Source organism: Vibrio sp. B172a (assembly GCF_030248355.1).
Taxonomy (GTDB): Bacteria; Pseudomonadota; Gammaproteobacteria; order Enterobacterales; family Vibrionaceae; genus Vibrio; species Vibrio owensii.
The window spans coordinates 1-26,580 of the sequence record NZ_JAHGAC010000002.1; the positions used below are offsets into that span (position 1 = coordinate 1).

Here is a 26,580-nt window from a genome sequence, read left to right on the forward strand (position 1 = left end):
CATCGCCAGGCTTTAAATATCGCTACCTGCATAGACAAGTAGCAACATCATCAGTGTACTAATCTGTTGATGACAATTTGTGGAGAGATGGCTGAGTGGTTGAAAGCACCGGTCTTGAAAACCGGCATACGTTAATAGCGTATCTAGGGTTCAAATCCCTATCTCTCCGCCACTATTAAGAAGCCTCGCTAGAAATAGCGAGGCTTTTTTCATTTCTGACGTTTGTGAATTAGACGGGATTTGCATTAAGTTCCAGTTAGTCACAACCCTAGGCTAGGCATTTCCGAACTAGGCCACTACATAGAAAGTGGTCTAATGTTATATCTTCTATTAGTTTGAAAACTGAGCAGGTTGCACTGTCACTCATTATCTATAATGGTGATTTCCCTAAGCTTAACTTTATGAATTTTAGGCACAAAAAAGCCCAAGCTAGCTGCTTGGGCTTTTCAATATCCGTTGCTTAATAGAGTTATTAGAACTCTTTTGGAGCAAAACCTGTCATTACGTCTAGGCGTAATTCTTTACCCACTTTTGTTAATGGGTGAACGATAACTAAGCCGCGTACACGCTTCTTAAGCTTGCCGATATCTGCTTGTTCTGCCTTAGTGATTTCACGAGAGAATGGCATATCAAGCAGGCTCTTACGCTCTTTGTTTAGCTCGTATGTTTGCTTGTGCTTAAGTTGATTTAGCTTCTTCGTTAAGTCATCAACTTCATTCGTGAACTTAGTAATCATTTCGTGATCACCACGAGATCGCGCCGCATCCAATTTGCGTTGGCAATTATCTAAACGGTTGTGCAGCTTTTGAATATCAGTTTTTATGCTCATGGTAATTGGGCTCAAATTTTTAATGGTCGAGGAGTATAGCATAGCTGAAATTCTACGCTCTACTATACTGCTCGATCTACCGATTTAGTTGATCAGCTCATTACCTGAAGGAGTGCCCGTAAAGAAGGCCTCTACGTTACTTAGGGTCACAGACGCGATGTTGTTGAGGGCTTCATGAGTCAAGAACGCTTGGTGTCCAGTGAATAGTACGTTGTGACATGCAGACAAGCGACGGAACACGTCATCGACAATCACATCATTGGATTTGTCTTGGAAGAAGAGGTCTTTTTCATTGTCGTACACATCCAAGCCCAAAGCTCCGATTTTGCCTTGTTTTAGCGCCTCAATCGCTGCAACAGAATCAAGCAGTTCGCCACGGCTAGTGTTGATGATCATTACACCGTCTTTCATTTGCGAGAATGCATTCTCATTCAACAGGTGGTAGTTCTCTTCACTCATTGGACAATGTAGTGAGATGACATCTGCGTTAGCATAGATCTCTTCAAGAGAGCAGTAACGCGCGCCCATTTCCAACGCAAGAGGGTTTTCATATGGGTCGTAACAAAGAACTTCCATCCCCAGCCCTTTAAAGATGCGCATGGTGGCGATACCTATCTTACCAGTCCCTACGACACCAACAGTCTTGCCATAAAAGTTAAAGCCGACTAGACCTTCTAGGTTGAAGTTTGCGTCACGGGTGCGCTGGTAAGCTTTATGCAAGCGTCGATTCAGACACATCATCATACCGACAGTGTGCTCCGCCACAGCTTCTGGTGAATAAGCAGGAACGCGGACAACTTGTAAACCAAGCTCTTTCGCTGCTTCCAAATCGACCTTGTCGAACCCTGCACAACGCATCGCGATCAGTTTCGTGCCGCCAATGGAAAGTTGTTTTAGAACCGGGGCAGACAAGTCATCGTTTACAAAGGCGCAGACAACCTCACAACCCTGTGCCATTTTTGCAGTTTTAGACGTTAATCTAAAATCATGATAGTGAAATTCGAAGTCTCGGTTGTTTTTGATTTTATTGAAAGAGGCTTCGTCATAGGATTTTGCACTGAAAAAAGCAATGTTGAGCATAATACCCTCTCTATTTGTGCTGAATTTGTAAAGTAATCTCCTTATAAAGTAAGCCAATTTTAGTGTAATGAGTAGTTAAATTTGCACACATTAAGTTTGCTTTAGTGTGACCATCTGACTAGCATGGTTGCTCTTTTTTGTGTTCCCCTTAAGTGGATGAGTTAGGCGTTCTGGCGATGTCAGTAAAATGGTTGTCTTTGATCTTGTGTTGTACGTTTGTGTCTGGTGCTCACGCAGCGGTCGACTTGGTGAAAGTTGATAAGTCAAAGCGTAGGATGTATCTGATGGAGAATGGCGAGGTCGTTAAAGAGTATCGCATCGCATTGGGTGCTAATCCAAAAGGGCACAAGCAAGAAGAGGGTGACAATAGAACTCCAGAAGGTGATTACACGTTAGATTACGTGATCAACGATTCTGCTTTCTATCGCTCTGTGCATATTAGTTACCCTGACGCGATTGACCGTTTGGAAGCGCATCGAAGAGGTGTGTCACCTGGCGGCGAGATCAAAATTCATGGTCTTAAAAATGGTGAGACTCAGTCACCTCAATTTATTCAAAGCTTCGATTGGACCAACGGTTGCATTGCCATTACTAACGAAGAAATGGACGAATTTATCAAGCTAGTCAAAATGGGAACCCCAATTACTATTGAATGGTAATGGAGCTCCCAATATCGACATCTAAGCTACTACATAAAACGACTTGGATGGTCACTAAAGATGCCATCCAAGATTGGCAGATGTTTTAGTTTGTTGGGATTGTTCACTGTGTAACACATCACCTTATAGCCTGCTTGTTGTAGCTTATTGATTTGGCGTGAGCGAACCCAGTTAATATTGAGGTTACAGCTGTAGGCATCAACTTCTTCGAGCAACAATCGGTCTTTTCGAGTAAAGAATTCACTCAGCACACCTAGTCGATAACCCTCACAATGCTTGTGTAGTGCTCTAATGACGTCATGACTAAAGCTTGATAAAAGGACGCGCTCTTTAGGTAAAGGACCGTCTAGTAGAGTTTGAGCTGCCATTTGAGCAACGTCATTGGCAGAGTGATGATCTACTTTAACCTCGATGTTAAGGTTTAGGTCATTTTCTGCAGCAAGCTCTAGGAGTTCAGATAATGTCATGATGGACTCATTGGCGAATTCATCGCTGAACCAACGACCAAAATCTAACGCTTTGAGCTCAGATAATGTCATTTGGTCAACTCGACCTTTACCGTTGCTACAGCGGTTCACGGTATGATCATGGCAAACTACCAGTACATTGTCTTTGGTCGGTTGTACGTCGACTTCAACCCAATTTAACCCTAAATCGATCGCAGCTTGAACGCTGACTTTCGTGTTTTCAGGGAACTTACCTGCCACACCTCGGTGGCCAATCAATAGCGTTGTCATATACGTCTATTCTCAATAAGAAACTGCACAGAATTGTACTCTTTTTTCTTTCTGAGAATAGAGCGCAAATGTACGAGGGAATCTAAAACAGCGCCTATTGATGCATATATAAAGACGAATTTTTCATCATTCAAACGTCATCAAGCAGAGAAATACTGGTTTGGACCGGTGTTCTGAGTCAAATTACGCAACAGGACTTTTGTGCTCTCATGCCCCCCTATTTTTAAGGTGGAGACAAAGTGAGAGCTTCGTTTTATTACCAGGGAGAGAAGAATGAAAATCGGTGTTATTGGTGCTGGAGCCGTCGGTGTCGGGGTCTGTAATTACCTGCTGACTATGGGCAGCGTGAGTGAATTGGTTCTACTAGATCAAAACTTAGAACGTGCCGAAGGTGAGGTATTCGATTTTCGACATACCGCAGCACTAACCTTCTCAAAGAACACTCATATCATTCCTACTGACGATTACCTTGATCTTTTAGGAGCGGATATTGTCGTCATTACTGCTGGTGCCCAGATCAAGCAAGGCCAGACTCGTATCGATATTGCTGAAATCAATGCCAAAATTGGTGTTGAGATCGCTCGTAAAGTTGAGCGAGTTGCCCCAAATGCCACGCTTATCGTTGTCTCTAACCCGTGTGACATTGTGGCCCACTTTATCGCTACCAATACTGGCTTTGAGAACAACAAAGTGATCAGTAGTGGTTGTGTGATTGATACTGCTCGCTTGATGAGTATTGTGGCAAGTCGTGTCGATTTAGATCCTAAGAACATCTTTGGTTATGTTCTCGGAGAGCACGGCAGTAACTGTTTCACGCCTAAGAGTTTGATTTCTATCGCGGGTCAACCAGCGGATTTCTACTGTGATGCCAATAATATAGAGCGTATTGACGCTGACGAACTGCTTGAAGCGGTGAAACAGGCAGGGTATGAGATTTTCCGTCGTAAGCAAAATACGGTTCATGGTATCGCAGCAAGTGTGTTCCGCATCATTCAGGCTATTAAAATTAATGAGCGCTCAGTTCTCCCTGTCGGTACCATGATGTCGGGGCAATATGGCGTCGAAGGCGTCGTGATCAGTTTACCTACAATCGTTGGCAAAAAAGGCGCGGAGTCAGTGCTTACTCATCCATTTTCTGAAGAAGAACTAAAAACGCTTCAGTCCATCAGTAGCAACCTGAGGGGAATAGTCGAAGATGTTGCAAAAGTAACCGGATTAAAGTGCTGATTTAAAAGAGTAAAATATACTGAATATTGCAAGAGAGAGCCTGCTGAAAAGTGGGCTTTTTTTATGCCTGTTTTTTGGGCAAAAACCTTAAAAACTATGGTTGTTTAATCTGCAAATGAGTAATAGAATGCGAACCATTTTTATTTAAGTGGTGGTGTGCAATGTCTCGAGTTTTGATCGTAGATGACGACGTTCCTTTGTGTGAATTGCTGGAAACTGTATTGCAAGAAGAAGGCTATATTGTCTCCTCTGTTCATTGCGGAGAAAGCGCGTTGCAGTATATGGAAAAAACACCCGTTGACCTTGTACTTCTCGATGTGATGCTACCGAACCTGAACGGTATGCAAGTCGCTCGTCGCATTTGCCAACGTTTTGCTACCCCTATTTTGATGCTTACAGCTTTAAATGATGAGAACTCGATGTTAGATGGTTATCAAGCCGGTGCGGATCAGTACATTGGTAAGCCATTTAACGTCTCGGAACTCCTGATGAGAATCAAAGCCATTCTTCGCCGAGTTGGTTTGGAGCGCCAGAGACAGGCGATATGTTCTACGGTACAGAGCATTAGTGATCAGTTAGACAGTATACCTTTAACTGGAACGGAAGCAGAGCTGTTGAGTTACCTCGTAAAAAACCAAGGTGTCGTGATCTCTAAAGCGGAATTACAAACAAAAGTCCTTAAAAAGGAACTGAGTCCGTTTGATCGAAATCTGGATATGCACATCAGTAATATTCGACGTAAATTGGTAGAAGCGGGTTTATCCAAACAGCACATCAAAACGTTTCGTGGTAAGGGTTATAGCTACTTAGAGGCTGTGACTGGCTAATGAGATTTGTGTGTCCATCCTACTTTGTGAAACGAAGAGACAGCCTCGCATTTCAGCTTTTTAGCTACATGACGGCTATCGTCATTAGCATCTTGGCCGTTCAAGCGGTTGCTGAACAAGCCCTAGTCAAAGCCATGCTAAAGGTACCTAATAGTGTAAAGACTGAAATGTTGGACTTAGCGCATCAAGCTAACGTGTTGATCGAAGAAGGTGACATGGACGAGCTGGCCGATTGGGCGAATGCACAGCACTTTTACTTGTTTGTACTTGACGAAAATCAGCGCCCTCTTACCCACCGTTTGATGCATCCGCACTTTGAATTCAAGTTGAAATTTAAGCGACGTTTGGACGAACAACTGGAAGGCCGAGTAAGTCGTCCGATATTCAATATTCCTCTTGTCGGAAACAACAGCCTAGTGATTCAGTTGCCCCATCGCTTGCACCCCGCTCATGATTTCATCCTTTATTTCTCTGTATTAAAGGTCGTGATTGCGGCGGTCATTTTGGCGCTGTTCTCTTTGTTGATGGCACGGAACTTACAGCAACCATTGGACCGCTTAAGAGAAGCAAGTAAAAGACTTTCGAATGGTGACTTCAACGTCAGTGTGGTGGATGAGCTTAAGTCGAACACTCGAGAGTTTAACGAGCTGGCGCAAGACTTCGACCACATGACAAAAGAGATTCATTCTCTTGCTGAAAAGCAGCGTCGCTTGATTCGTGATGTTTCCCATGAGTTACGTACACCATTAGCGCGCCAAAACTTAGTGTTACACCTATTGCGTAAGCGAGTAGGGGAAAATGAACAAACCCTAGTAACGCGTATGGAAGAAGAGGCCAATGAGCTGAACCATCTTATTGGTGAAATCTTGGAATTCAGCCGTTTAGAGAATGCTCGCTACGATACGGAATTAAAACGCAGCGATATAGAAGTGCTACTGGCGCCTCAAGTCGAGCGCTGCAAAATTGATTTGCAGATACAGCAAAACCTTACATTTGTTTCTGAGGCGACAAGAACAAAAGCGCAATGTGACGATACGTTAGTGGTGCGTTGTTTGAACAATTTGATTGGCAATGCCATTAAGTATGCTGGTCAGTCAGCCCAGATAGATGTTTCTCTAGCAAACAAAACAACGGGCAAGCACAGCTACTTAGCTGTGACGATAGCCGACAATGGCCCTGGTATCCCACAAGATAAACTGACAGATATTTTTGATCCGTTCACAAGACTGGACGCTTCTCGAGACAAAAAGTTGGGTGGTTACGGTCTGGGGTTGGCCATTGTAAAAGAATCCATGCGAATGATGGGTGGGAAAGCCGTTGCAAGCAATCGTTCAGAGGGCGGGCTTGCAGTAACATTACTTTTTAGACAGTAAAATCCATGTCAAAAGTGCTGATTTAGTGTGATCTAGATCTCGATTGTCGGCGAGTATGACCCTTTACCGCTTTACAAAACTTTACGAATGCAAAGAATGTAAATTTAATGCAAATAGTAATAGTTATCACTTATATTCACTCGCGAAATAACTAAGAGGGAACCACATAGCAGTTATGTGCTACCCAATAATCGGAGTGAATGGGTATGTTTTCTAAGAGCCAATTGGCATTAGTGATCGGTGCGGTGTTAGCAGCACCTGCAGTGGCAGAAGTTCAAAATACGGATGAGCACCTAGTCGTAGAAGGTCGTGAATTCGGTTACAAAGCGGATACGAATACAACAGCAATGCGCATGGAAATGACGCAACTGGAAACTCCAGGACAAGTTGCTGTGATTGATGAAGCGGTAATCGATGAGCAGCGTGCAAGCACGTTAGGTGAAGTTCTACAAAATGACGCGAGTGTTAGTGCGGGCGGTACAAGCCGTAACCGTGAGCGTTTCTCACTACGTGGTTTTGAACTGAGCAGTTCAGACGGGTTCCTACGTGATGGTCGTCAGCATTGGTCACACTACCGTCAACCAATTGAGCTTTTAGAGCGTGTTGAAGTTCTTAAAGGTCCATCAGGTCTACTTTACGGTAAGTCAGAACCAGGTGGTCTAGTGAACATGGTTTCGAAGAAGCCAACAACAGAAACTCACGCGAGCCTGAGCCAAGATATCGGTTCAGATGACCATTCACGAACTGTACTTGATGTCAGTGGTTCGTTGAATGAAGAACAAACGTTGCGTGCTCGTGCCATTCTTGCAAAAGAAAGCTACGGCTCATGGCGTAAATACGGTGATGGTACGGAACCACAAACTGACCGTGTAGTGGGTGGTTTGGTTGTGGAATACGATATCACTGAAAACATCATGGTGTCAGCGCACTATGATCGTACGAAAGATGACGGTAGCGTTGATTCAGGTGCTTACATTGTCGATGGCAAAGCCGTTCGCGGTGATAAGTACATCTGGGATGCACAATGGTCAGAGATCGACAATGACGTAGAAAACTACGGCATCGACATTAATGCACAGGTGACGGACAGCGTTAACGTGAAAGCGGGCTATAACCGTCAAGACTTCAAACGTTTCGACGTAGAGTCTTACCCTAAGTTCGATATGTACGAAGAAAACGGTACGATCAAGCACAAGGGTAACGAGCGTTCTGACCACTGGGTCTTTGATACTGCTTATGTAGATGTGACGACTGACTTTTCTCTGTTTGGTACAGATAACACTTTCTTAGTCGGTGCAAACTACTTGGATTACAGCTATGACCGCTTTATGGCTTTCCATGACGGCGAGTATGTTCCAGCAGGTGAGACGGTAGTGAAGCCAGAGCCAACGAGTTCTAAGAAATGGCCTACTAGCGAATATGATACTTGGGGTATCTACGCGCAAAACATGATGACGATTAACGATTACTGGCAGGTGCTTGCAGGTGTTCGTTACGATGAAAAGCGCAGCGATGATCTAACGGAAAGCCAAGTATCACCAAAACTAGGTGTGATTTTCCACCCTGCAAGCAACGGTTCTATTTACGTTCAGTACTCTGAGAGCTTTATGCCTCAAGGCACGGTAAACAGTACTGATTACACCAACGATGGTGAAGAGCTAGACGCAGAACGCGGTATCTCTTATGAAGTGGGTACTAAGTGGGAACTGTTCGATGAACGTCTGCTTCTTTCTGGTGCTGTGTTTGATATCACTCTAGAAAACATCGCATTAGATGTTGAAGACGGCGTTAATGCTGGCGGTGATGTGATGTACAAGAAGACTCAAGATGGTGAGCAAGTGCACCGCGGTGCGGAAATCCTAGCGCAAGGTTTTGTGACTGAGGAACTTTCGCTAACGGCTTCTGCAATGTACCTAGATGCAGAAATCACTGAGAGTGCCGATTACAAAGGTAACCGTCCAGCGGACGTTCCAGAGTTTTCAGCAAGTGTTTGGTCTCGTTACAAAGTGCAGAGCAACACTGATGTTAACCTAGGTCTGATTTATGAAGGTGAGCGCTACGGAGACGCAGCGAACACATTTAAGAAAGATGGGTATGCACGTATTGATATGGGCGTTGCGTACACACACAAGTATGATGAGAACTTAGATATTGTGGCTCGTTTCAATGTTGAAAACGTGTTTGATACTGACTACCTAGCAGGTGGTGGTAGCACCAACAGTAAACAAGAAGGAGCTAGCGGTGTAGTGATAGGCGAGGGCCGAAACTACATGGCGACAATTCAGTTCAAGTACTGATAACAAACTGATTTTTAAAGGGGAAGAGTAGTCTTCCCCTTTAGTCGTTTTTGGAAAACAGAAAATATAACTCGTATGAATCTAATGAAATCAAGTATCGCTCTGTTGATCTCATCGGTTTTGATTCCCGTTCAAGCGGAAAATCTTAACGATGCTCAAGCAGTGCAGAGTAAAACTAACCAAGCGTCTGCAGTAAGCCAGAAGCGTATCGATGCAAGTGCTGAGAAGTCTTTGTCACTAGAAGCTGAAATTGAACAGTTGAATGAAGAAGTCAGCAACTTGAAGATTTATCGCGACCACCTTTCAAACCTTGTTGATAGTCAAAACGAGGAAGTGGCAAGCTTGAATGAGCAAATTGAGCAGATCGCTCAAACTCGTCAAGGTGTGGTACCGCTTATGTATCACATGTTGGATGGTCTAAAGACTATCGTCGCGAATGATAAGCCGATCCGCAAAGCGCAACGTGAGGAGCGTATTGCTAAGCTTGATGCCATGATGACTCGAGCAGATGTCGCGGATGCTGAGAAGTTCCGTCGTATTCTAGAAGCGTACCAAATCGAAATGGACTACGGCACTAAGATTGGTATCTACCAAGGCAAGATTGCTTTGGAAGGTAACGACCAAGTTGAGGCTGATATTCTTTACTTAGGTCGCGTGTCACTAGTTGCACGTAGCCTATCTGGTGAACATTTCTGGAGCTGGTCACAACAACAGAACGCATGGCAGTCCGTTGGTTCAGAACAAAAATCTGAACTCGATAAAGCGTTTGCCATGGCAAATAAACAGATCGCACCAAGCATGCTAACTCTGCCAGTGTCTCTAAACGTAGCGGAGGGCAAATAAATGATGAAGAAATGGCTATCGGTTGCATTGATTTCTACTGCTGCGCTTTTACCGCATACGACGTTTGCAAGTGACACTCTGCTGCAAAAAGCACAACAAGAAAATCGCCAACAGCAATCTCATAACGTGGCTCGTGAATCTGGTTTTAACAAGACTCAACAAGAGCTACAGGCAATGAAGAATAAGCTTGTAGCAGAACGTGCGGCGCTACAAGCAGAAGCTGACACGCTTGGTGTCACTTTTAGTGAAAACGAAGCTGAACTGGCTCAACTAGAAGAAAAACTACGTTTAGAAACAGGTAGCTTGGGTGAGCTATTTGGTGTTGTTCGTCAAAACGCAAAAGAGCTAGAATCAGAGCTTAAGCACTCGGTCACTGGTGTAGACGCGAACACTTTCCAACAAAACATCGATGATATCGTAGCGGCGAAATCACTGCCTACTCTGCCTCAGCTTCAAGCGATGTGGCGCAGTATGGAAGAACAAGTTAAAGCCAGTGGTGAGATGGCGAAAGTGTCATTCACTCTGCTTGATGGTGAAGGTCGTGAACAAACGGTCAATGGTGTTCGCCTTGGCTCAATGGCGCTATTGGATGACGCTGGTTACGTTAAGTGGAACGGTCAACGCGGCGATGCAGTGAGCTACCTCCGCCAACCAGAAAATGGACCAACAGCAAGCTCGCTGAACTCGGGTGAAATCGATTCTTTAGTGATTGACCCATCACGCGGCATCTTGCTTGAGCAATTGGCAAATTCACCGACAATGACGGATCGCCTGAATGCAGGTGGTGTCGTTGGTCAAATCATTCTTGGATTATTAGCGGTTGGTTTGATCATCGCGTTGGTTCGTGGTGTGTCATTGATGATTGCTCGCCAAAAAATCGCCAAACAGTTAAAGAACCCAACTCAACCAGAAGACAACCCGCTTGGTCGTATCCTTGCGGTATACCAAAAAGACAAACATCGTAGCGTTGAAGCATTAGAGCTTCGCTTATTAGAAGCGGTAGTTGACGAGCAAACTCACCTTGAGAAGGGGTTGTCGATGCTGAAACTGCTTGCTGCTCTAGCACCGATGCTTGGTCTATTGGGTACGGTAACAGGCATGATCGAAACGTTCCAAGTGATCACTCAGTTTGGTAATGGCGATCCAAAAGTCATGGCTGGTGGTATCTCTATGGCGCTAGTTACAACTGTTCTTGGCCTCGTTGCGGCAATGCCATTGCTTCTTGCTCATAACGTCTTGAGCTCTCAAGCAGAGAACATTCGCAATATTCTTGAAAAGCAAGGTATTGGTCTTGTTGCGGAACAAGCCGAGCGCGATATGCCAAAAGGCAAAAACAACCCTAACACGACAGCGGAGAACGCAGCGTAATGGAGCAGATCCTACTCAACACATTGGGTTTGATCAGTGAGGATTGGGCCTCAACCTTGATGAGCTTTATGCAGCAAGGTGGCCAAATCCTATGGTGGCTAGCAGCCGTTGTAGCCGTGTGTTGGTTACTGGTTATGGAGCGTGTATTTTACCTGACAATGGAGTTTCCGAAGGTGAAGAAACAGCTTTGTGAGCAGTGGCTAGCAAGACCTGACCACCACTCTTGGTACGCGCATCAAATCCGCGAAGGATGGATTGCAAAAGCACACATTGAACTGCGCCAAAACCTATCAACCATCAAAGTACTCGTGGCAATTTGCCCGATGTTAGGTTTGCTAGGTACGGTGACTGGCATGATCACGGTTTTTGATGTGATGGCCACACAAGGCAGCAGCAATCCAAAATTGATGGCTTCAGGCATTTCACTTGCAACACTGCCAACCATGGCAGGTATGGTTGCGGCACTTGCTGGCATGTTTGTACATGCACGTTTGAGCAAAGTGTGTGAGCGTAAAGCCCTCCAGTTAGAACAATCTTTAAGGAGTCAGAAGTGAGACTCGGACGTAGAAATAATCAACAAGATGAAGCGCAAATCGATCTAACATCGATGTTGGATATCGTGTTCATCATGCTGATCTTCTTCATTGTGACCAGTTCATTTGTACGTGAGTCAGGTGTAGAAGTTAACCGCCCACAAGCATCGAACGTGGTTAGCCAAAAAGACGCAGGCATTTTTATTGCGGTAACAGCGGCGAACGATGTGTACATCGATAAACGTTTGGTGGATATCGAACGTGTTGAAGCGACCATTGAGCACTTGTTACTTGAGCAACCAGAAGCATCACTTGTCATTCAAGCCGATGAGCACGCATACAACGGGACGGTTGTGAAAGTGATGGATGCGGCGAAAGGTGCTGGTGTGAAGAACATCGCATTGGCAGCGGAGAAACCTTAATGGGCAGGCTACTACTCGCGCTACCAGCGTCAATTCTGATTGCGGTGAGCTTGTTTAGCTTTATGGCGTGGATGGTCGACAAAGGCAATCAACGCGCACCTCAACCGTCAGAGGCGGTGCGCTTTGACATGGTGATGGTCGAGAATGATGCTGATGTTCAACGTCGTCAACGTTCTGTTCCTGAACAGCCAGAACCACCAAAAGCACCAGAACCGATGGATTTGTCTCAAGCGGAAACCCAAGTAGAGCCGATGAGCCAAGTGACGCCAATCAGCGCATTGGGTTTGAACACGGCTCTGGATGGCATTGCGATCAGTGCACCTAACTTAAAAGGCACCATGGGCAACCAGCAAGCATTGCCTCTGTACCGCGTTGATCCTCGTTATCCAAGCAAAGCACTGAAACGTAAAATGGAAGGTTACGTAGTGATGCGCTTTACCATTGACGCGACAGGCCGCCCTAAAGACATTGAAGTGATTGACGCTAAGCCAAAACGTATCTTCGAAAAAGAAGCGATTCGAGCGCTGAAGAAATGGAAATATCAACCGAAAGTTGAAGATGGTGTCTCAATTGAGCAGTTCGGACAAACCGCTAAAGTGGAGTTCAAGTTAGCCAAATGATGAAGCAATTCTTAATCGGTGCGGTATTAAGCCTAAGCGCTTTTACCACCGTCGCGAATGAACTGAGTCAATACACGGCGACTCGTGTTCAACGCGCTCATAACCTAGCGCAAGAAGAAAAGCTGCAAGAAGCCATTTCAACTCTTGAAGGCCTCGATTTATCTCGTGGTTACGATCAAGCGTTTGTGGCGCGAATGCTGGGTATTTTCTACTGGCAGAATGAGCAAGTTAAGCCTGCAATTAAACAGCTTGAGATTGCGGTAAACAGTGGTCTTCTGGAAGATGAACAAGCTTGGCAAACGCGCAAAATGTTGGCTGATATGTTGCTCAATGAACAACAGTTCTCTAAAGCTTTGCCACATTATTACGACTTGAGTAAATCGGTTCCTGAGAGCCAAAAGGCGTATGAAATTTGGCTGCGTATTGCACAGTCTCATTACCAGTTAAGTCAGTGGAATAAAGTTCTCTCTGCAATGGCTCGTTATGAGAAATATGGTCAGCCAGACGAAATGGCACCACTGTCCATCAAGCTATCTGCCGAGCTAGAGCTGAAAAAGTGGCAGCCTGCGATTGGCACGATCAAACGTTTGATTGCGATTGAGCCAGAGCGTGTGGAATGGTGGCGTCAGCTTGTTGCTCTGTATCTACGTGTGGATGATGATAAGCGTGCTCTTGATGCTTTGGCTCTTGCGAAGCTGAAAGGCGTAGAGTTGAACCAAGATGACCTCAAACTTCTTGCTCAGCTGTATGGTAAGCGCGGTATTCCAGAGCGTGCAGCAAAAGTGTTGGGTGAGTTAAATGAAGTTAACTCAGACAGCAAGCTTAAAGCGCAGCAAGCTACGTACTGGCAAATGGCGAAAGAATGGGATAAGTCGATAGCGAGTTGGCGCGTAGCCGCGAAGCTGGATCGCCAATACTATTGGAACTTGTCGCAGTTGCTTGTCCAAGAAGGGCACTACAAAGATGCTCTGATCGCCTTGGATAAAGTCTCGGGTCGCAAAGCGGATGTGGCATTGGTTAAGACTCGTGCCTATTACAAGCTGAAACGCATTGAAGACGCTCTTGCCAACGCAAAACGCGCAAATGAGATTGAGCCCTCAACTCAAGCTGAGAGTTGGGTGAAATACCTATCTCAGTTGCGTAAAGCAAAAGCGAGCCAGAATAGCTAAGTCCATGTGACAATAGAACATGCATCAACGATCGAAAGACCCGGGTTATATCTCGGGTCTTTTTGTTTGTAAATATTGAGTCTGGTTCGATCTCTTTTTAAATATCATAACGTTATATTACCGCTATCCAGCGATAAGACTGGAACGTCAGCTTTTGTTTATAAGGATAATACAATGATTCTCGATTCTGACATCTGGCTATGGTGCCCGTTAATTTTGGCGATAGCAGCGGCTTTTCTCCGCCATACTGGAGTCGCACTCGTATTGCTTGGAATCACCTTGTTTGGTGGCTTTATTCTTGGCCGTATTGAGCTTATCGCCTTGATCAGCTCTTTGTTTGTGCTTGGCGTGTCGTACCGACTTCCAAGTCTCGCTTCAAGGCTAAAAGCGCAGCCAAAAACGAAACCCATTTTCTATTTGGGGTGGGGAATCGTGATTGCTTGGTGTGTCTTGTTGTTTGTCCATCTGATCCCAGGATTCAATAATCTGCAAGTGCTCGACAAGGTATCTGCGGGGCCGTTAAGTGCTCCATTCTCTATGTACCTTAACTTAGACAAACCGCTTGCCTTCATTGCACTCTTACTCGCTTATCCGATTTTGCTAGGTGGTGAGTCAAAGGTAAGATTCAAACCAGCATTGCTAGTGATGATTCCTTTGCTCTTATTGCTGCCCATTGCGTCAGTGCTTGGAGCTTTAAAGCCTGAATTGAGTTTGCCATCTTGGTGGTGGTTATTTGCTTTAAACAACTTAGTCCTGACTTGTGTGGCAGAAGAAGCGCTATTTCGTGGATTTATACAGCAGTCGCTATTCCGTCGTTTTGACTGGCGAGTCGGCTTGGTAGTAGCGAGTCTTTTGTTTGGTTTGGCTCATTTTGCTGGTGGCCCACTATTAATGGTATTTGCCTCGCTTGCAGGGGTTGGGTACGGTTTAGTGTTCCATTTTACTGGCCGTTTATGGTGTGCGGTGCTTGCTCACTTCGTGTTTAATTTCTGTCACTTGGTTTTCTTTACTTATCCCATTCTCGCTCGATAATGCCCCCTCTTAATTTACTCCCGTCAGTATCGACGGGAGCAATGTTTTTTGACCAAACGTAAACAATGTAAATTAAATGCCAATACGAATGATTATCACCTAAATTACTCCCTCATTTACTGGTGATGATTGTTTTCTATGTTGCTCAAAAGCAAAGGCGTCCAGACTTGGGCACGCCGTCTGCACATTTATATTTCTATGGCTCTTTTATTGGTGACGCTGTTTTTTGCGTTAACTGGTATTACGTTGAACCGCCCAGAACTGTTTGAGCGCAGTGAACCCATCATTCAGCAACACACACTCACCGTTCCTTCCGAGCAACTATTTGCGAATGAAGGACGCTTCCAACCCAATCGTTCTGCCCTGTTGAGTTTCTTAACACAAGAAACAGACCTACGAGGCACACCATCAGCACTCGATGTGTATACCGAGGTTGAGGATGGTGAATTGATGATTGGTGAACTCTCTTTAGATTTCAAAGGCCCAGGCTACAACGCCACCGTTTTCGTCGATATGACGACGGGTGAAGCTGAAGTTGAAACCACTAACTACGGCATGGTTGCGCTGCTAAACGACCTACATAAAGGTCGTAACAGTGGCGATACGTGGAAATGGTTTATCGACATAACAGCCCTGCTAATGGTGTTTTTTGTGCTGACCGGTGTGTGTTTGCTGCTTCCAAAGAAAAAGACTTTTAGAACATCAATGCAGTGGATGAGTTTTGGCACTGCGTTATCACTCGTTATTTATTTTTTCGCTGTGCCATAACAGCCTATTCAGAGAAAAAACTAATGTTAAACATAGGCCGTATTTTTCGCCGTTACCCGTTTAGTAAAGCCGCATTGATCGCGGCTTTATCTCCTTTGCCGCTTATGGCCGCTCCCTTTCCAGATAATGCCAAAGTCGACTTTGAGTTTGAGTTACCAAAGATTGATACCTCGATGTACGCAAGGCCCTATGTCGCAGTATGGATCGAAGATGAAAAGCGTAAACCAGTCAAAACCATTCAGCTTTGGGTAGGTAAAGATGAGTGGTTAAAAGATCTTCGCAGCTGGTGGCGCAAAGTGGGTCGTTACGATCGCGAATTGGTCGATGCCGTAACCTCAGCCACTCGACCGGCAGGCCAATACCGATTCGTTTGGGATGGCACTAATGATGATGGTCAACGACTCGAACAGGGAAATTACACCCTACATGTAGAAGTCGTGCGTGAACACGGTGGCCGTAATTACCTACGTCAAAAAATGCAGTTAGCGGACAGTGAAGTGCGCTACCAAATAAAACCAACGGAAGAGACGGGCGTGATTACCGTCAATTACCAAGTTAAGTGATAGAGAAGGAATAACAATGAAAACCAAAATGAAAGCGGTGGCATTAGCAAGTGTAATGGCAATGGGGCTAGCGGCCGCGACAACAGCACAAGCGCACCCTCGTTGGGTTCTCCCTTCTCACTTTACGGTATCAAAAGAAGGCGGTGATTGGTTAACGTTCGATGTGACAGCGTCTCACGGTACGTTTGTATTCGATAAGCCAGCAGGTAGCGAGCAAGCGTTCGTGATCATGCCAGATGGTCGTTCTGAGCGCCCGAATTTTGTCGTACGCGGCAAGCGTCGTTCAATGTTCGACTTCTTCTTTGTTGAAGAGGGCACACACAAAGTGGCTATCAATAACCAACCTAGCTACTACACCCAGTACAAAGCTGGCCGTCGCGATACGGTTAAGTGGGCGAAAGCGAGCAAAGCAGATCGCGCAAGTGTGATTCCTGAAAAAGCACGCGATGTCGTTACCCAACTTAGCTACACACGTGCAGAAAGCTATGTAACGGTTGGTATGCCAACAGAAAAGGCGCTAGAGATTGAAGGTAAGCTGTTAGAAATGAAGCCGATTACGCACCCTTCAGACATTATTGAAGGTGAAGAAGTGACATTCCAATTCTTCTTTAACGGCGAGCCTCAGCAAGGTGTTACGGCGGAAATTACGCGTGAAGGTACTCTGTATCGTAACCACCAAGAGCAAATCGATGTGGTCAGTGACAAGGATGGAAAAATCACCTTCACGCCAGATGTAGCGGGTCGCTACCTAATGAAAGCAAACTACAAGGGTGAGCTGAAAAACGATCCACTTGCAGACAAAGCAAGCATGAACGTTCACCTAACGTTTGAAACTCAACTTAACTAATCAAAATTTGGCTCAGCCCTTCGCTGAGCCAATTTGGATGCATCATGAAAAACGTTTCTATTCTCAAAACCTCAGTATTGGTTGCTGGTTTTATCTCTTCTCAAGCGTTCGCGCATTTCCCATTGATGAGTTGCCATCTAGAGCAAAATAAAGTGATTTGCGAGGCGGGCTATTCAGATGGTTCTACCGCCGTGGATTACGACGTTGAAATGTACGATTACGACGACAACTTGATCGCCAAAGTAACGACAGATAAACGCTCCATTGCTGAATTCACTCATCCTCAAACCGACTTTTATTTGGTTTTCGATGCGGGGCATGAAAACCCAGTAGAAGTGGATATCGTTGAGTTAAAAGAGAAATGATTACCCAGAAGATCAGACCGGATAACGGCAGTCGAGAAGGTAAATGGGTTGCTCTAACCATCGCAGGTATTCTTGCGGTCTCCACTATTTTTCTGCCTCACCATCAAGCCGAGACAGAACATACCGAAGTGCTGGCTCATCAAGTTCCCATCACTGATCTTGAACAAGAAGAACTTGCGATGATTGCCGAGCTAAAGTTGGCACATGAAGAGATTCGAGATCTTCATCTAGATGCTGGCGAGTGGCCTGCCATCAGCGAATTGGAAGAATTTTGGGTTGCCCCATTTGTACAAGATCAAAGCTGGCAGCGAAAAGGCTCTCATCAATGGCAACGCTTAGATGCAGGGATTTATCTCGGTGTAAGGCAAGATGAAAAAGGCGCGGCTTCCATGCTTCTCGATAGTCGTAATGAACACGCTGACATTTGGTTTATTCAATCCACAACAAAGGCGTCTGATTTGTCTCTTGCAAAAACAAGCGAACGCCAGAAGCAAGGTTGGCAACAAATTGTTCTTGTCCCTGCTACTTCTTCAAATGCTCACGCCCATTAAGCTCAATTTTAACGATAACAACTATGATGAAACGATCTTTTCTACGTCGAATTATAACGGCTAGTGCATTGCTGGCAGTAGCTTCATCGAGCTTCGCAGCAGATAAGCTCAATATTGGTATTACTCTTCAACCTTACTACAGCTATGTAAAAGCGGTGGTCGGTGACAAAGCAGAAATTCTACCGCTGGTGGATGCAGGTTTTAACCCTCATAACTATTTACCTCAACCTAATGATCTAAAGCGTTTGAAGCAAATGGATGTGATTGTGGTCAATGGTATCGGCCACGATGATTTTGCTCTTAAAGTGATTCAAGCTTCACAACGTGACGACCTCGTGGTGATAGAGGCGAACAAAGAAGTCCCACTGTTACCTGCGATGGGGCAATCAGTCGGTAAAGGCGCAGTGAACCCGCATACGTTTGTTGGCCTATCGACCACGATTCAAAAGGTTTACACGATTGCGAGTGAGCTAAGCAAACTCGACCCAGACAATGCTGCGTATTACCGCAAGAATGCTCGCTCTTACGCAAAAACATTCCGCCTTTTGAAGCGTGATGCCATGTTGTCTTTAGGGCAACTTGATACTGCAGGTATGAAGGTCGCTACGACACATAATGCTTATGGTTACATCTTGCAGGAATTCGGCGTTGACGTCGCAGCCGTTATCGAACCTGCTCATGGTGTAGAGCCAAGCGCAAGCCAGTTACAAGAAACCATAGAGAAGATTCGTCAATCTGGTATTGATGTGCTGTTTTACGAGTTAAACATGCCCAACCGCTTTGTTGACACGATCGAAGAAGCGACTGGTGTTCAGCTTTACCGTTTTTCTCACATGACTCATGGCGAATACGAAGCCAATAAGGTGGAAGTCGAAATGCGTGAGAACGTCGCAACTCTGATTGAAGCGATGAAGTTCGTTGCAAGCAAGCACGAACAGGAGAAAGCTTGATGTTAGGGCCTTCTATCTCTCTCGACAGGGTAAGCCTTCAATATGGCGACAACCTGATTCTGCAAGACATTCAAACCCAATTTGAAGCTGGTCAATGTCACGTCATCATGGGGCCTAACGGTGGCGGGAAGACCTCTCTTTTACGCTCTGTTTTGGGCTTAACCCCATTTACTGGTGATATTTCTGTCCATTGGCCAGACAGCAAACATGCAGCGAAAATTGGCTATGTACCACAAAAAGCCATGTTTGAAGCCAGTCTGCCGCTCACGGTTATGGATTTCGTTTTGCTTAACCAAACCAGAGTGCCTCTGTTTTGGCGACGTAAAACCAAGCAAACTCAACAAGCGCTTGCTCAACTAGAGCGCGTTGGTATGGCCTCACGTAGTGATCGCCGAATGGGGCAGTTATCGGGAGGGGAACAGCAACGTGTTTTATTCGCTCAAGCGTTATTAGACGATCCAAGTCTGCTTGTTTTGGATGAGCCAACGACGGGCATGGATGAGCAAGGTGTTCGTTACCTTGAAAGTTTAATTCATGAAGTTGTTGGGGAAGGTAAAACCGTGCTTGCTGTGCATCATGATGTGACGGCTGTACGTCGTTTGGATGCTCAGGTCCATGTCGTGAATCGTCAAATCGTGGCGTCAGGGCACCACTCAGAAGTATTGAGTCCAGAACGTATCGAGTCGCTATTTAAGCACTACACAGCAAAAGTGGAGGCGGCATAATGGATTGGTTAAGAGAGCTTGCTCTGCATGGTGTGGAAGCGGGTTGGCTTAGCGACAGTTTTGCTTACGCGTTTATGGTCAACGCGATAGTGGCTGCGCTCATTCTTGGTCCCTTGCTGGGTGGTTTAGGCACGCTAGTCATTGCGAAGCGTTTAGCGTTCTTTTCAGAGGCCGTCGGTCATGCTGCGCTAACAGGTATTGCGATTGGTGTACTGCTTGGTGAGCCACCAGAAAACCCATTCATTGGATTATTTAGCTTCTGCATGATCTTCGCACTGCTGCTGCATTTCGTGCGAAATCGAACCAATGTTCCTTACGATACATTAGTCGGCGTATTTCTAGCACTGGCACTGGCGGTCGGTGCAGCCTTGCTGATGTACGTGGCACGCAAGATCAACATCCACATGCTAGAGAATGTTCTATTTGGTTCAATTCTGACGGTAACAGACAGAGACATTACCATTCTGGCCGTGAGTTGCTTGATCATTTTATTGCTTTTGATCCCGACATTTAACCGCATATTACTGACTTGTATCAGTCCAGATATCGCACGTGTGCGTGGATTCAATACCAGCTTCTACGATTACTTGTTTGTCATGATGATCACGGTTGTGACCATTGCTGCGGTGAAGATCATTGGCGCCGTATTAGTTGGGGCATTGCTGCTGATTCCTGGTGCAACAGCCCGCCTTCTTACTAAGAGAATGGGCAGCTTTGTGTTGCTCTCATCACTGCTGGCGACCATCGCGTGCTTGGTTGGCACCGTCTTGCCGATGGAGTTGGAACTCCCTGTGCCATCTGGCGCGTCGATCATCATTGTTTCGGCAACCTTCTTCTTAACTGCAACCATGTATCGCATTGTGCGCAAAGCTTAAATCTGGATATTCGAATATGAACACGAAAAAAATAATTATGGGATTGAGCTTGGCAATAGCGAGTACAGCAGCGCCGTTTGCTTTTGCCAAAGACATCGTTACGAGCACTCCTGTGACCTACATGTTGGCTCAGCAGTTGATGCAAGGTACGGACATCGAGACGACTTACTTGCCGCCTAAACGTTATGGGATTGAGCGTTTGGTGAATTGGTTTGCAAGTAAAGGAACTGAACAAGTTACCACAGCAGGCAAGAATGCAACGGTAGCGATCACGCTAGGTGCTGTTTGGCATCAAGACCCTACTTTTGTGTATGCGCGTCAGGGAAATGTGCGCTTGATAGAGATTGATGCCTCTCAAGCGATTTCACCGAGAGCACAAGGGGTTGCGGCATTGACGTTGGATAATGGTGAGACGTCGAAATACGCATGGATGAATCCGAGTAACTTGATTCGAATGGCAGCGATTGTTGGTGAGGACCTACAAAAGGTGTACCCTCAACATCAAGCTCAGATTGAAAAGAACCAGCAAGCCTTGATGCTGGACGTGCGGGAACTGATCAATCAACAACAAGAAGTAATTTTCGAAAAAGAGATCGATTCGGTGGTATTGTTGGGCGAATCGTTAGAAGATTTTGCATCGGGAAACCAACTGTTTGTGGTCGATCGCCAATTCAAACCAGAATTGGAATGGTCAGAGGCAGAGAAACTATCTTTAAAAGCTCAATTTGAGGAAGATGAAACTCTGTGGCTGATCACTGATAAACGCCCGTCAAAAACGTTAACTTCATTAGTTTCACGGGATCGCATACTGCAAATTGATGTTATTGACCGATGGGGCAGTAAAGGTATCAAAACTGAGAAGCCACTCGCACGCTGGCAGTTGTAACACGCAAAACACCACACAAATTATGAAGGGAACTGAAAAGTTCCCTTTTTTTATGGGATCAAGATCAAAAATTAACCACAAATAACACCAGTTGCATAAGAAAGTATTTGTTTCATTTATGTTTCATTACTACTTTGTTATCTGTTCGTTGCGATTGATGCATTTTATTTTGCTGTCGGGGCGAACCAGTACAAACAACTATATGGATGTTAACAATGAAAATGAAAACTCTAGCCGTTGCAGTGGCGGCACTAGCATGTGGTTCTCAAGCTTTCGCAGCTGAAGTTTACAACAGCGATGGCACATCTCTTTCTATCGGCGGCCACGTTTCTGTGGGCGTGGGTGAGTATTTTGAAGACGAAGTAAAGGTTCACCAAGTATCTCCTCGTATTAACATCGGTGGTAAAAAAGACATCGGTAACGGCGTAACTATCGATGCTAAAGGTGAATGGGCACTGAACTACCTTAATGGTGGCGATACTTCATTCAAAACACGTCTAGGTTACATTGGTGCTACTCACGAACAGTACGGCCGTGTTGTTGCTGGTACACAGTGGGCTCCATACTATGACGTAGCAGGCGTTGCGGATTTACCAATCGCGTTTGCCAACGACTTCTTATATGACAACCAAGGTAACCTAGGTACTGCACGTGCAGATAAAATGCTTAGCTACCGCAAAGGTTTCGAGTTTGGTGAAGGTTTTGGTCTGAATGTTGGCTTGGGCTGGCAAGGTGAGCAAACTTCTAATGCAACAACTTATGAGCAACGTGGTCAAATCGCGCTTAGCACAGAGCTAGCTGGGTTTGGTCTAGGCTACGTATACAGCGGTGGTGACGTTAAGAATGCGACTCTTGGTACAAAGTCTGCTGAATCACACGTGTTCTCTGCTAACTACGGTAAATACGGCTCTGGCATCTACGCAGCAGTTGTTTACGGTATGAACGATTACTTCTACGATATGTTAGAAGAAACAACTCAGCTTGAAGGTCTATTGGCTTACGGCGTTAACGATTGGACATTCAGTATTAACTACGAAGGTGTAGAAAACGATAAAGACAGCAAAACAATCACTAGTGAAACGGCTCTACAAGCTGAGTACGCAGTGACGCCATCTTTCTACACGTTTGCTGCTTACCAGTTTGACCTAGGTAACGACTACAACAACGAAGAAAACGACTACTGGACTCTAGGTGCTCGTTACTACTTCTAATAAATAGGACAGTTTCTACTGCCTAAACACATTTATTGTGTTAACGCCTACTCGCTGTGAGTAGGCGTTTTTCTTTCTGTTGGCTCATCTGAGTCATGTCACCGAGTATCTAGATTGAAAAATGCCCGCGTAAAAGCGGGCATTGTTTTCGGTGACTCATAATGAATGACGGCTAAAGCTTATTTTGTCTCCAACAGATCTAGGAAGAAAGCGTACTCAAGCGCGTCTTCTTTTAATCGTTTGAATCGACCAGAAGCGCCGCCATGACCTGCTTCCATATCGGTTTTGAACAGCAAGACATTATCATCAGTCTTCATTTCACGAAGTTTGGCTACCCACTTCATTGGCTCAAAGTATTGAACTTGTGAATCGTGCAAACCCGTAGTCACTAGCATGTTCGGGTAATTCTGAGCTTTCACGTTGTCGTACGGTGAGTAACTCAGCATGTAGTCGTAGTAGGTTTTGTCGTTTGGATTACCCCACTCATCGTATTCATTGGTCGTGAGAGGAATCGACTCATCCAACATGGTCGTTACGACATCAACAAACGGAACGTGCGCGCCAATACCACGGTAGAGCTCTGGTGCTTGGTTGATAATAGCGCCCATCAATAGGCCGCCCGCAGAGCCACCAACAGCAAATACTTTATCTTTTGCGCCATAACCTTCTTCAACCAGCCCTTTGGTTACGTCGATGAAGTCATTGAAGGTGTTTTGTTTAGTCAGCTTTTTGCCATCTTCATACCAAGGACGACCAAGCATTTCTGAACCACGAATATGCGCGATTGCGTACACGAATCCACGATCAAGTAAGCTCAAGCGAGTTGAACGGAATGTTGGTTCGATAGTGGAGCCGTATGAGCCGTAGCCGTACTGATAGATTGGGTTAGTGCCGTCTTTCTTGAAGAGGTCTTTACGGTAAACCAATGAAACTGGTACTTGCTTGCCATCACGAGCAGTCACCATAATTCGCTCTGACTGGTAGTTATCGGCATCAAAATCACCGAGTACTGGAGTTTGCTTCATGATTTCAGATTCACCTGTATTTAGGTCGAAATCGTAGTAAGTCCCCGGTGTCGTCAGGCTGCTGTAGTAGATGCGAACTTTTGAATTGTCTAGTTCAAGGTTGCCCGTGAGGTAAGCAGCAAAAGCCGTATCATTAAACTCGAGTGGAAACTCTTTTCCTGTTGATAATTGACGAACCTTCACGGTCGACAAGCCGTTCGTACGCTGCTCATAAACAAGGTGATCGCCAAACAAGTCGAAATCAACTAGCTGAGAATTGTCGTTAGCAGGAATGACATCGACCCATTTAGAGCGGTCATGCATCTCTTCAGCTTTCACTTTCATCAAACGGAAGTTTACGGCTTGATAGTTGGTGTAGATGTAGTACCAATCACCTAATTTAGCGATGCTGTACTCAATACCAGTCTCTCTAGGGTAGAAAGCTTCGGCTTTGGCGTTCGGGTTGTTAGCATCAATCACAGACACGCCGCTTGTCTCTGTGCTTGAGTGCCAAATGTAAACTTGCTCACCGTCTTTACTCTTACTCAAGAAGGTGTAGTAAGCGCTGTCGGTTTCTTCGTATATTAGCTCATCGCTTGTTTGAGGCGTGCCCAATACATGGCGGTAAACCTGATAACCTAAAAGTGTTTGCGGGTCTTTCTTGATGTAGTAGAAAGCTTGGTTGTCGTTTTGCCACGCAATCGCACTTGAAGCACCTTCAATTTCATCTTTTAGATATTCCCCCGTCGTGAGGTCTTTGATCTTGATGGTGTAAATACGGCGACTCAGGGTATCTTCGCCATAAGCCAACAAGTTTTCATTTGGGCTAATCGTTAAGCCGCCAATACTGAAAAACTCATGTTCTTTTGCCAGCTCGTTAACATCTAAGATGACTTGCTTATCTTTACCTGCAAAGTCTTTTGCACGCAGATGTACTTCGTATTCGTTGTCGCCTGTCACTTCATTTGAGTAGTAGTAACTGCCTTTTCGAACGGGTACTGAATTGTCATCTTTTGCAATACGCCCTTTGATCTCTTCAAAAAGCTGTTCTTGCAGTGCTTCGGTGTGTTTTAAAACGGTTTCTGCGTACTGATTCTCTTGCTCAAGGTGTTGCAAGATTTCTGGATCTTGGCGCTCATCATCACGCATCCAGTAGTAATTATCGATTCGTGTATCACCATGAATATTCATTGCATGAGGGACTTTTTTAGCAACAGGTGCTTGGGTTTGTTGAGCAACGAGTTGCGATTGGGAGTAATGGTTCATGGTTGGTAATCCTTGATTGCTGCATCCGGCGACTAGCGCGACCGATACGGCCAACGTGGTTAAAGTGAAACGCATCTGTGTATCCTTATTGTGTACTTTTCTCGTGTTTTTTCGCCATTCATTTATCTTGCGAGTAAAAGTACGTTTGTGTTCTTCCAGTGAATATCTTTATATCGAATGGCAAACGAATAATTTCTGTATAAGCAACTGTTCTTTGTAGCAAAGATTGGATGGGATGTTAAATGCAATTACTGGTGGATGAGAGCTAAAGGGGAAGATGTGTGCAACAAAAAAAGGGACACACTTTTCAGCATGTCCCTTTTGGGTGATGAGAGTCAGATTCTAGATCGCCAATGGCATTTCGTTTGAGTGATCGTGCTTGCGATTAACCCAACGCAAACCAAACATAGCTATGATCGACATTGCCATCATCAAACAACCAAGCGGCATTTGGTCTTGTGCCGGGAAGAACGAAGCCAACAGCGTCGCGATACCCGCACCTAGGTTTTGCATGCCACCCAAAATCGCACCGCCAGTGCCCGCGTGGTATGGGAACGGTGAAAGTGCACCTGTTGTTGCCGCTGGGAACAAAATGCCCGCACCCAAGAAGTAAATGGTTGCACCGCCAATCAGAGTCAACGCCGTTGTTAGACCAAACAGACCCGGAATCAATACGACTGCTGAGCCAACTAAGATAGCGACTAGACCAACGTTTAGAGCACGGCGCTCAGAGCGACGTTGTGCGATGTAGCTAGATAAACCTGCACCGACTAAGTAACCCGGAATCGGCAAGACAAACAGCAAGCTTACTGTGGTTGCTGGTAAACCAAGTACGCCACCTAGTAGTACACCGGCTGCTGCTTCAAATACTGCTACGCCTGCGAACGTAGCAACCAACACCAATAAGAAGCCTTGGAAGCGTTTGTCTGAAAGTACGAACTTGTAGCTCTTTGCCACAGATTCATGTTTGCGACGCTCTTTCGGCAAGGTTTCCATCATGCTTGTCATCATGGTGATGACCACCGCGATACCAAATAGTGCTAGGAACAGGTAACTTGAACGCCAACCGAAAGCTTCTGTTAGGTAGCCGCCCAATACTGGCGCGATCAATGGTGAGAAAATCACACACATGCTGATCAAGCTGTTTGCGCGGTGCAGCTCTGCACCTTCAAAGCAGTCACGAGTCAGTGTACGAGACATCGCACCGCCACAACCGATACCCAAACCTTGAATAAAGCTACCTGCTAGGAACCATTCGTACTCATGAGCAAATAGCGCCACCAAAGTACCAAGAATGTAGATGATCAAACCCGCAATGATGATCGGCTTACGACCAAGACGATCAGAAAGCGTACCGTACACGAACTGCGATAGACCATAAGGGATCAGGTAACATGCCATCACAGCTTGAAGTGAAGACGCTGATACCAAGAACTCACCCGCCATATGACCGATAGAAGGCACGTACATCGTTTGAGTCATTTGACCTACGGCAGTCAGAATTGCGATTAAAAAGGTAAGTTTCGCTAATGGAAACGAGGCGGACATTTGCG

At 45.4% G+C, this 26,580-nt stretch carries 27 protein-coding genes and 1 tRNA gene; 23 read left to right on the forward strand and 5 right to left on the reverse strand.

Annotation, left to right across the window (positions count from 1 at the left end):
* Nucleotides 1–81: 81 nt before the first annotated feature.
* Nucleotides 82–172, forward strand: a tRNA-Ser gene (locus tag KIT90_RS02255).
* A gap of 300 nt (nucleotides 173–472) precedes the next feature.
* Here the strand turns inward: KIT90_RS02255 and KIT90_RS02260 are convergent.
* Together KIT90_RS02260 and KIT90_RS02265 are read right to left on the reverse strand one after the other, a co-directional pair.
* Complete coding sequence (locus KIT90_RS02260) at nucleotides 473–829, reverse strand: YibL family ribosome-associated protein (protein ID WP_005438317.1); 357 nt, start codon at nucleotides 827–829, stop codon at nucleotides 473–475.
* A gap of 84 nt (nucleotides 830–913) precedes the next feature.
* Nucleotides 914–1,909: a 2-hydroxyacid dehydrogenase gene (locus KIT90_RS02265; protein WP_038896590.1), complete on the reverse strand. Its 996-nt coding sequence runs from the start codon at nucleotides 1,907–1,909 to the stop codon at nucleotides 914–916.
* Between the two features lie 176 nt (nucleotides 1,910–2,085).
* Here KIT90_RS02265 and KIT90_RS02270 point away from each other — a divergent pair, with 176 nt between their 5' ends.
* Nucleotides 2,086–2,568 carry a murein L,D-transpeptidase family protein gene (locus KIT90_RS02270; protein WP_020196825.1) on the forward strand — a complete coding sequence of 161 codons (483 nt, stop codon included), beginning with the start codon at nucleotides 2,086–2,088 and terminating at the stop codon, nucleotides 2,566–2,568.
* 29 nt (nucleotides 2,569–2,597) lie between these two features.
* On the opposite strand, the gene KIT90_RS02275 is transcribed toward KIT90_RS02270, so the two are convergent.
* Nucleotides 2,598–3,305 (reverse strand): glycerophosphodiester phosphodiesterase family protein, encoded by a 708-nt coding sequence (locus KIT90_RS02275; protein WP_270052103.1) that lies wholly within the window; start codon nucleotides 3,303–3,305, stop codon nucleotides 2,598–2,600.
* A 273-nt stretch (nucleotides 3,306–3,578) separates the two neighbouring features.
* Between KIT90_RS02275 and KIT90_RS02280 the strand changes: the two genes are divergently transcribed.
* From KIT90_RS02280 to KIT90_RS02380, 21 genes are all read left to right on the forward strand, one after another.
* Nucleotides 3,579–4,532, forward strand: coding sequence for an L-lactate dehydrogenase (locus KIT90_RS02280; protein WP_285374936.1), 954 nt, complete (start codon nucleotides 3,579–3,581; stop codon nucleotides 4,530–4,532).
* Between the two features lie 161 nt (nucleotides 4,533–4,693).
* A complete protein-coding gene (locus KIT90_RS02285; protein ID WP_285374938.1) occupies nucleotides 4,694–5,359 on the forward strand; it encodes a response regulator transcription factor in 666 nt (221 codons plus the stop codon).
* The gene (locus KIT90_RS02290; RefSeq protein ID WP_285374940.1) at nucleotides 5,359–6,732 is read left to right on the forward strand and encodes a sensor histidine kinase; all 1,374 of its coding nucleotides are present in this window, start codon (nucleotides 5,359–5,361) and stop codon (nucleotides 6,730–6,732) included. The genes KIT90_RS02285 and KIT90_RS02290 overlap by 1 nt, the downstream gene beginning before the upstream one ends.
* A 206-nt stretch (nucleotides 6,733–6,938) precedes the next feature.
* Complete coding sequence (locus tag KIT90_RS02295; protein ID WP_105068077.1) at nucleotides 6,939–9,029, forward strand: TonB-dependent siderophore receptor; 2,091 nt, start codon at nucleotides 6,939–6,941, stop codon at nucleotides 9,027–9,029.
* A 75-nt stretch (nucleotides 9,030–9,104) separates the two neighbouring features.
* A complete protein-coding gene (locus tag KIT90_RS02300; RefSeq protein WP_285374942.1) occupies nucleotides 9,105–9,872 on the forward strand; it encodes a DUF3450 domain-containing protein in 768 nt (255 codons plus the stop codon).
* Nucleotides 9,873–11,240 (forward strand): MotA/TolQ/ExbB proton channel family protein, encoded by a 1,368-nt coding sequence (locus tag KIT90_RS02305; RefSeq protein ID WP_285374944.1) that lies wholly within the window; start codon nucleotides 9,873–9,875, stop codon nucleotides 11,238–11,240. It abuts the gene before it with no gap.
* On the forward strand, nucleotides 11,240–11,794 hold the full coding sequence (locus tag KIT90_RS02310) for a MotA/TolQ/ExbB proton channel family protein (protein ID WP_285374946.1): 555 nt from the start codon (nucleotides 11,240–11,242) through the stop codon (nucleotides 11,792–11,794). Before KIT90_RS02305 ends, KIT90_RS02310 begins: the two co-directional genes overlap by 1 nt.
* Nucleotides 11,791–12,195, forward strand: coding sequence for a biopolymer transporter ExbD (locus tag KIT90_RS02315; protein ID WP_005438299.1), 405 nt, complete (start codon nucleotides 11,791–11,793; stop codon nucleotides 12,193–12,195). Before KIT90_RS02310 ends, KIT90_RS02315 begins: the two co-directional genes overlap by 4 nt.
* Nucleotides 12,195–12,815, forward strand: a complete 621-nt coding sequence (locus KIT90_RS02320; RefSeq protein ID WP_005438297.1) for an energy transducer TonB — start codon at nucleotides 12,195–12,197, stop codon at nucleotides 12,813–12,815. The genes KIT90_RS02315 and KIT90_RS02320 overlap by 1 nt, the downstream gene beginning before the upstream one ends.
* Complete coding sequence (locus KIT90_RS02325; protein ID WP_285374948.1) at nucleotides 12,812–13,984, forward strand: lipopolysaccharide assembly protein LapB; 1,173 nt, start codon at nucleotides 12,812–12,814, stop codon at nucleotides 13,982–13,984. Before KIT90_RS02320 ends, KIT90_RS02325 begins: the two co-directional genes overlap by 4 nt.
* A 174-nt stretch (nucleotides 13,985–14,158) precedes the next feature.
* Nucleotides 14,159–15,016, forward strand: a complete 858-nt coding sequence (locus tag KIT90_RS02330; RefSeq protein ID WP_285374950.1) for a CPBP family intramembrane glutamic endopeptidase — start codon at nucleotides 14,159–14,161, stop codon at nucleotides 15,014–15,016.
* Nucleotides 15,017–15,154: 138 nt separating this feature from the next.
* Entirely contained in the window at nucleotides 15,155–15,784 is a 630-nt protein-coding gene (locus KIT90_RS02335) for a PepSY-associated TM helix domain-containing protein (RefSeq protein WP_199460931.1), read from the forward strand.
* A gap of 23 nt (nucleotides 15,785–15,807) precedes the next feature.
* Nucleotides 15,808–16,347 carry a DUF2271 domain-containing protein gene (locus KIT90_RS02340; RefSeq protein WP_285374955.1) on the forward strand — a complete coding sequence of 180 codons (540 nt, stop codon included), beginning with the start codon at nucleotides 15,808–15,810 and terminating at the stop codon, nucleotides 16,345–16,347.
* A gap of 16 nt (nucleotides 16,348–16,363) precedes the next feature.
* A complete protein-coding gene (locus KIT90_RS02345; RefSeq protein ID WP_045413509.1) occupies nucleotides 16,364–17,194 on the forward strand; it encodes a DUF4198 domain-containing protein in 831 nt (276 codons plus the stop codon).
* A 44-nt stretch (nucleotides 17,195–17,238) separates the two neighbouring features.
* Nucleotides 17,239–17,559 carry a hypothetical protein gene (locus KIT90_RS02350; RefSeq protein ID WP_285374959.1) on the forward strand — a complete coding sequence of 107 codons (321 nt, stop codon included), beginning with the start codon at nucleotides 17,239–17,241 and terminating at the stop codon, nucleotides 17,557–17,559.
* Nucleotides 17,556–18,110 carry a DUF6162 family protein gene (locus tag KIT90_RS02355; protein ID WP_285374962.1) on the forward strand — a complete coding sequence of 185 codons (555 nt, stop codon included), beginning with the start codon at nucleotides 17,556–17,558 and terminating at the stop codon, nucleotides 18,108–18,110. Before KIT90_RS02350 ends, KIT90_RS02355 begins: the two co-directional genes overlap by 4 nt.
* Nucleotides 18,111–18,133: 23 nt before the next feature.
* Nucleotides 18,134–19,060 (forward strand): metal ABC transporter solute-binding protein, Zn/Mn family, encoded by a 927-nt coding sequence (locus KIT90_RS02360; protein ID WP_045479996.1) that lies wholly within the window; start codon nucleotides 18,134–18,136, stop codon nucleotides 19,058–19,060.
* Nucleotides 19,060–19,785 carry a metal ABC transporter ATP-binding protein gene (locus tag KIT90_RS02365; protein ID WP_005438275.1) on the forward strand — a complete coding sequence of 242 codons (726 nt, stop codon included), beginning with the start codon at nucleotides 19,060–19,062 and terminating at the stop codon, nucleotides 19,783–19,785. The genes KIT90_RS02360 and KIT90_RS02365 overlap by 1 nt, the downstream gene beginning before the upstream one ends.
* On the forward strand, nucleotides 19,785–20,660 hold the full coding sequence (locus KIT90_RS02370) for a metal ABC transporter permease (protein ID WP_285374966.1): 876 nt from the start codon (nucleotides 19,785–19,787) through the stop codon (nucleotides 20,658–20,660). The genes KIT90_RS02365 and KIT90_RS02370 overlap by 1 nt, the downstream gene beginning before the upstream one ends.
* 16 nt (nucleotides 20,661–20,676) lie before the next feature.
* On the forward strand, nucleotides 20,677–21,546 hold the full coding sequence (locus tag KIT90_RS02375) for a metal ABC transporter solute-binding protein, Zn/Mn family (protein ID WP_285374969.1): 870 nt from the start codon (nucleotides 20,677–20,679) through the stop codon (nucleotides 21,544–21,546).
* 215 nt (nucleotides 21,547–21,761) lie between these two features.
* Nucleotides 21,762–22,757 carry a porin gene (locus tag KIT90_RS02380; RefSeq protein ID WP_009705124.1) on the forward strand — a complete coding sequence of 332 codons (996 nt, stop codon included), beginning with the start codon at nucleotides 21,762–21,764 and terminating at the stop codon, nucleotides 22,755–22,757.
* A 179-nt stretch (nucleotides 22,758–22,936) separates the two neighbouring features.
* On the opposite strand, the gene KIT90_RS02385 is transcribed toward KIT90_RS02380, so the two are convergent.
* On the reverse strand, nucleotides 22,937–25,102 hold the full coding sequence (locus tag KIT90_RS02385) for a S9 family peptidase (RefSeq protein ID WP_285374973.1): 2,166 nt from the start codon (nucleotides 25,100–25,102) through the stop codon (nucleotides 22,937–22,939).
* Nucleotides 25,103–25,369: 267 nt separating this feature from the next.
* Nucleotides 25,370–26,575: a multidrug efflux MFS transporter EmrD gene (gene emrD, locus KIT90_RS02390; RefSeq protein ID WP_005438266.1), complete on the reverse strand. Its 1,206-nt coding sequence runs from the start codon at nucleotides 26,573–26,575 to the stop codon at nucleotides 25,370–25,372.
* Between the last annotated feature and the right edge of the window lie 5 nt (nucleotides 26,576–26,580).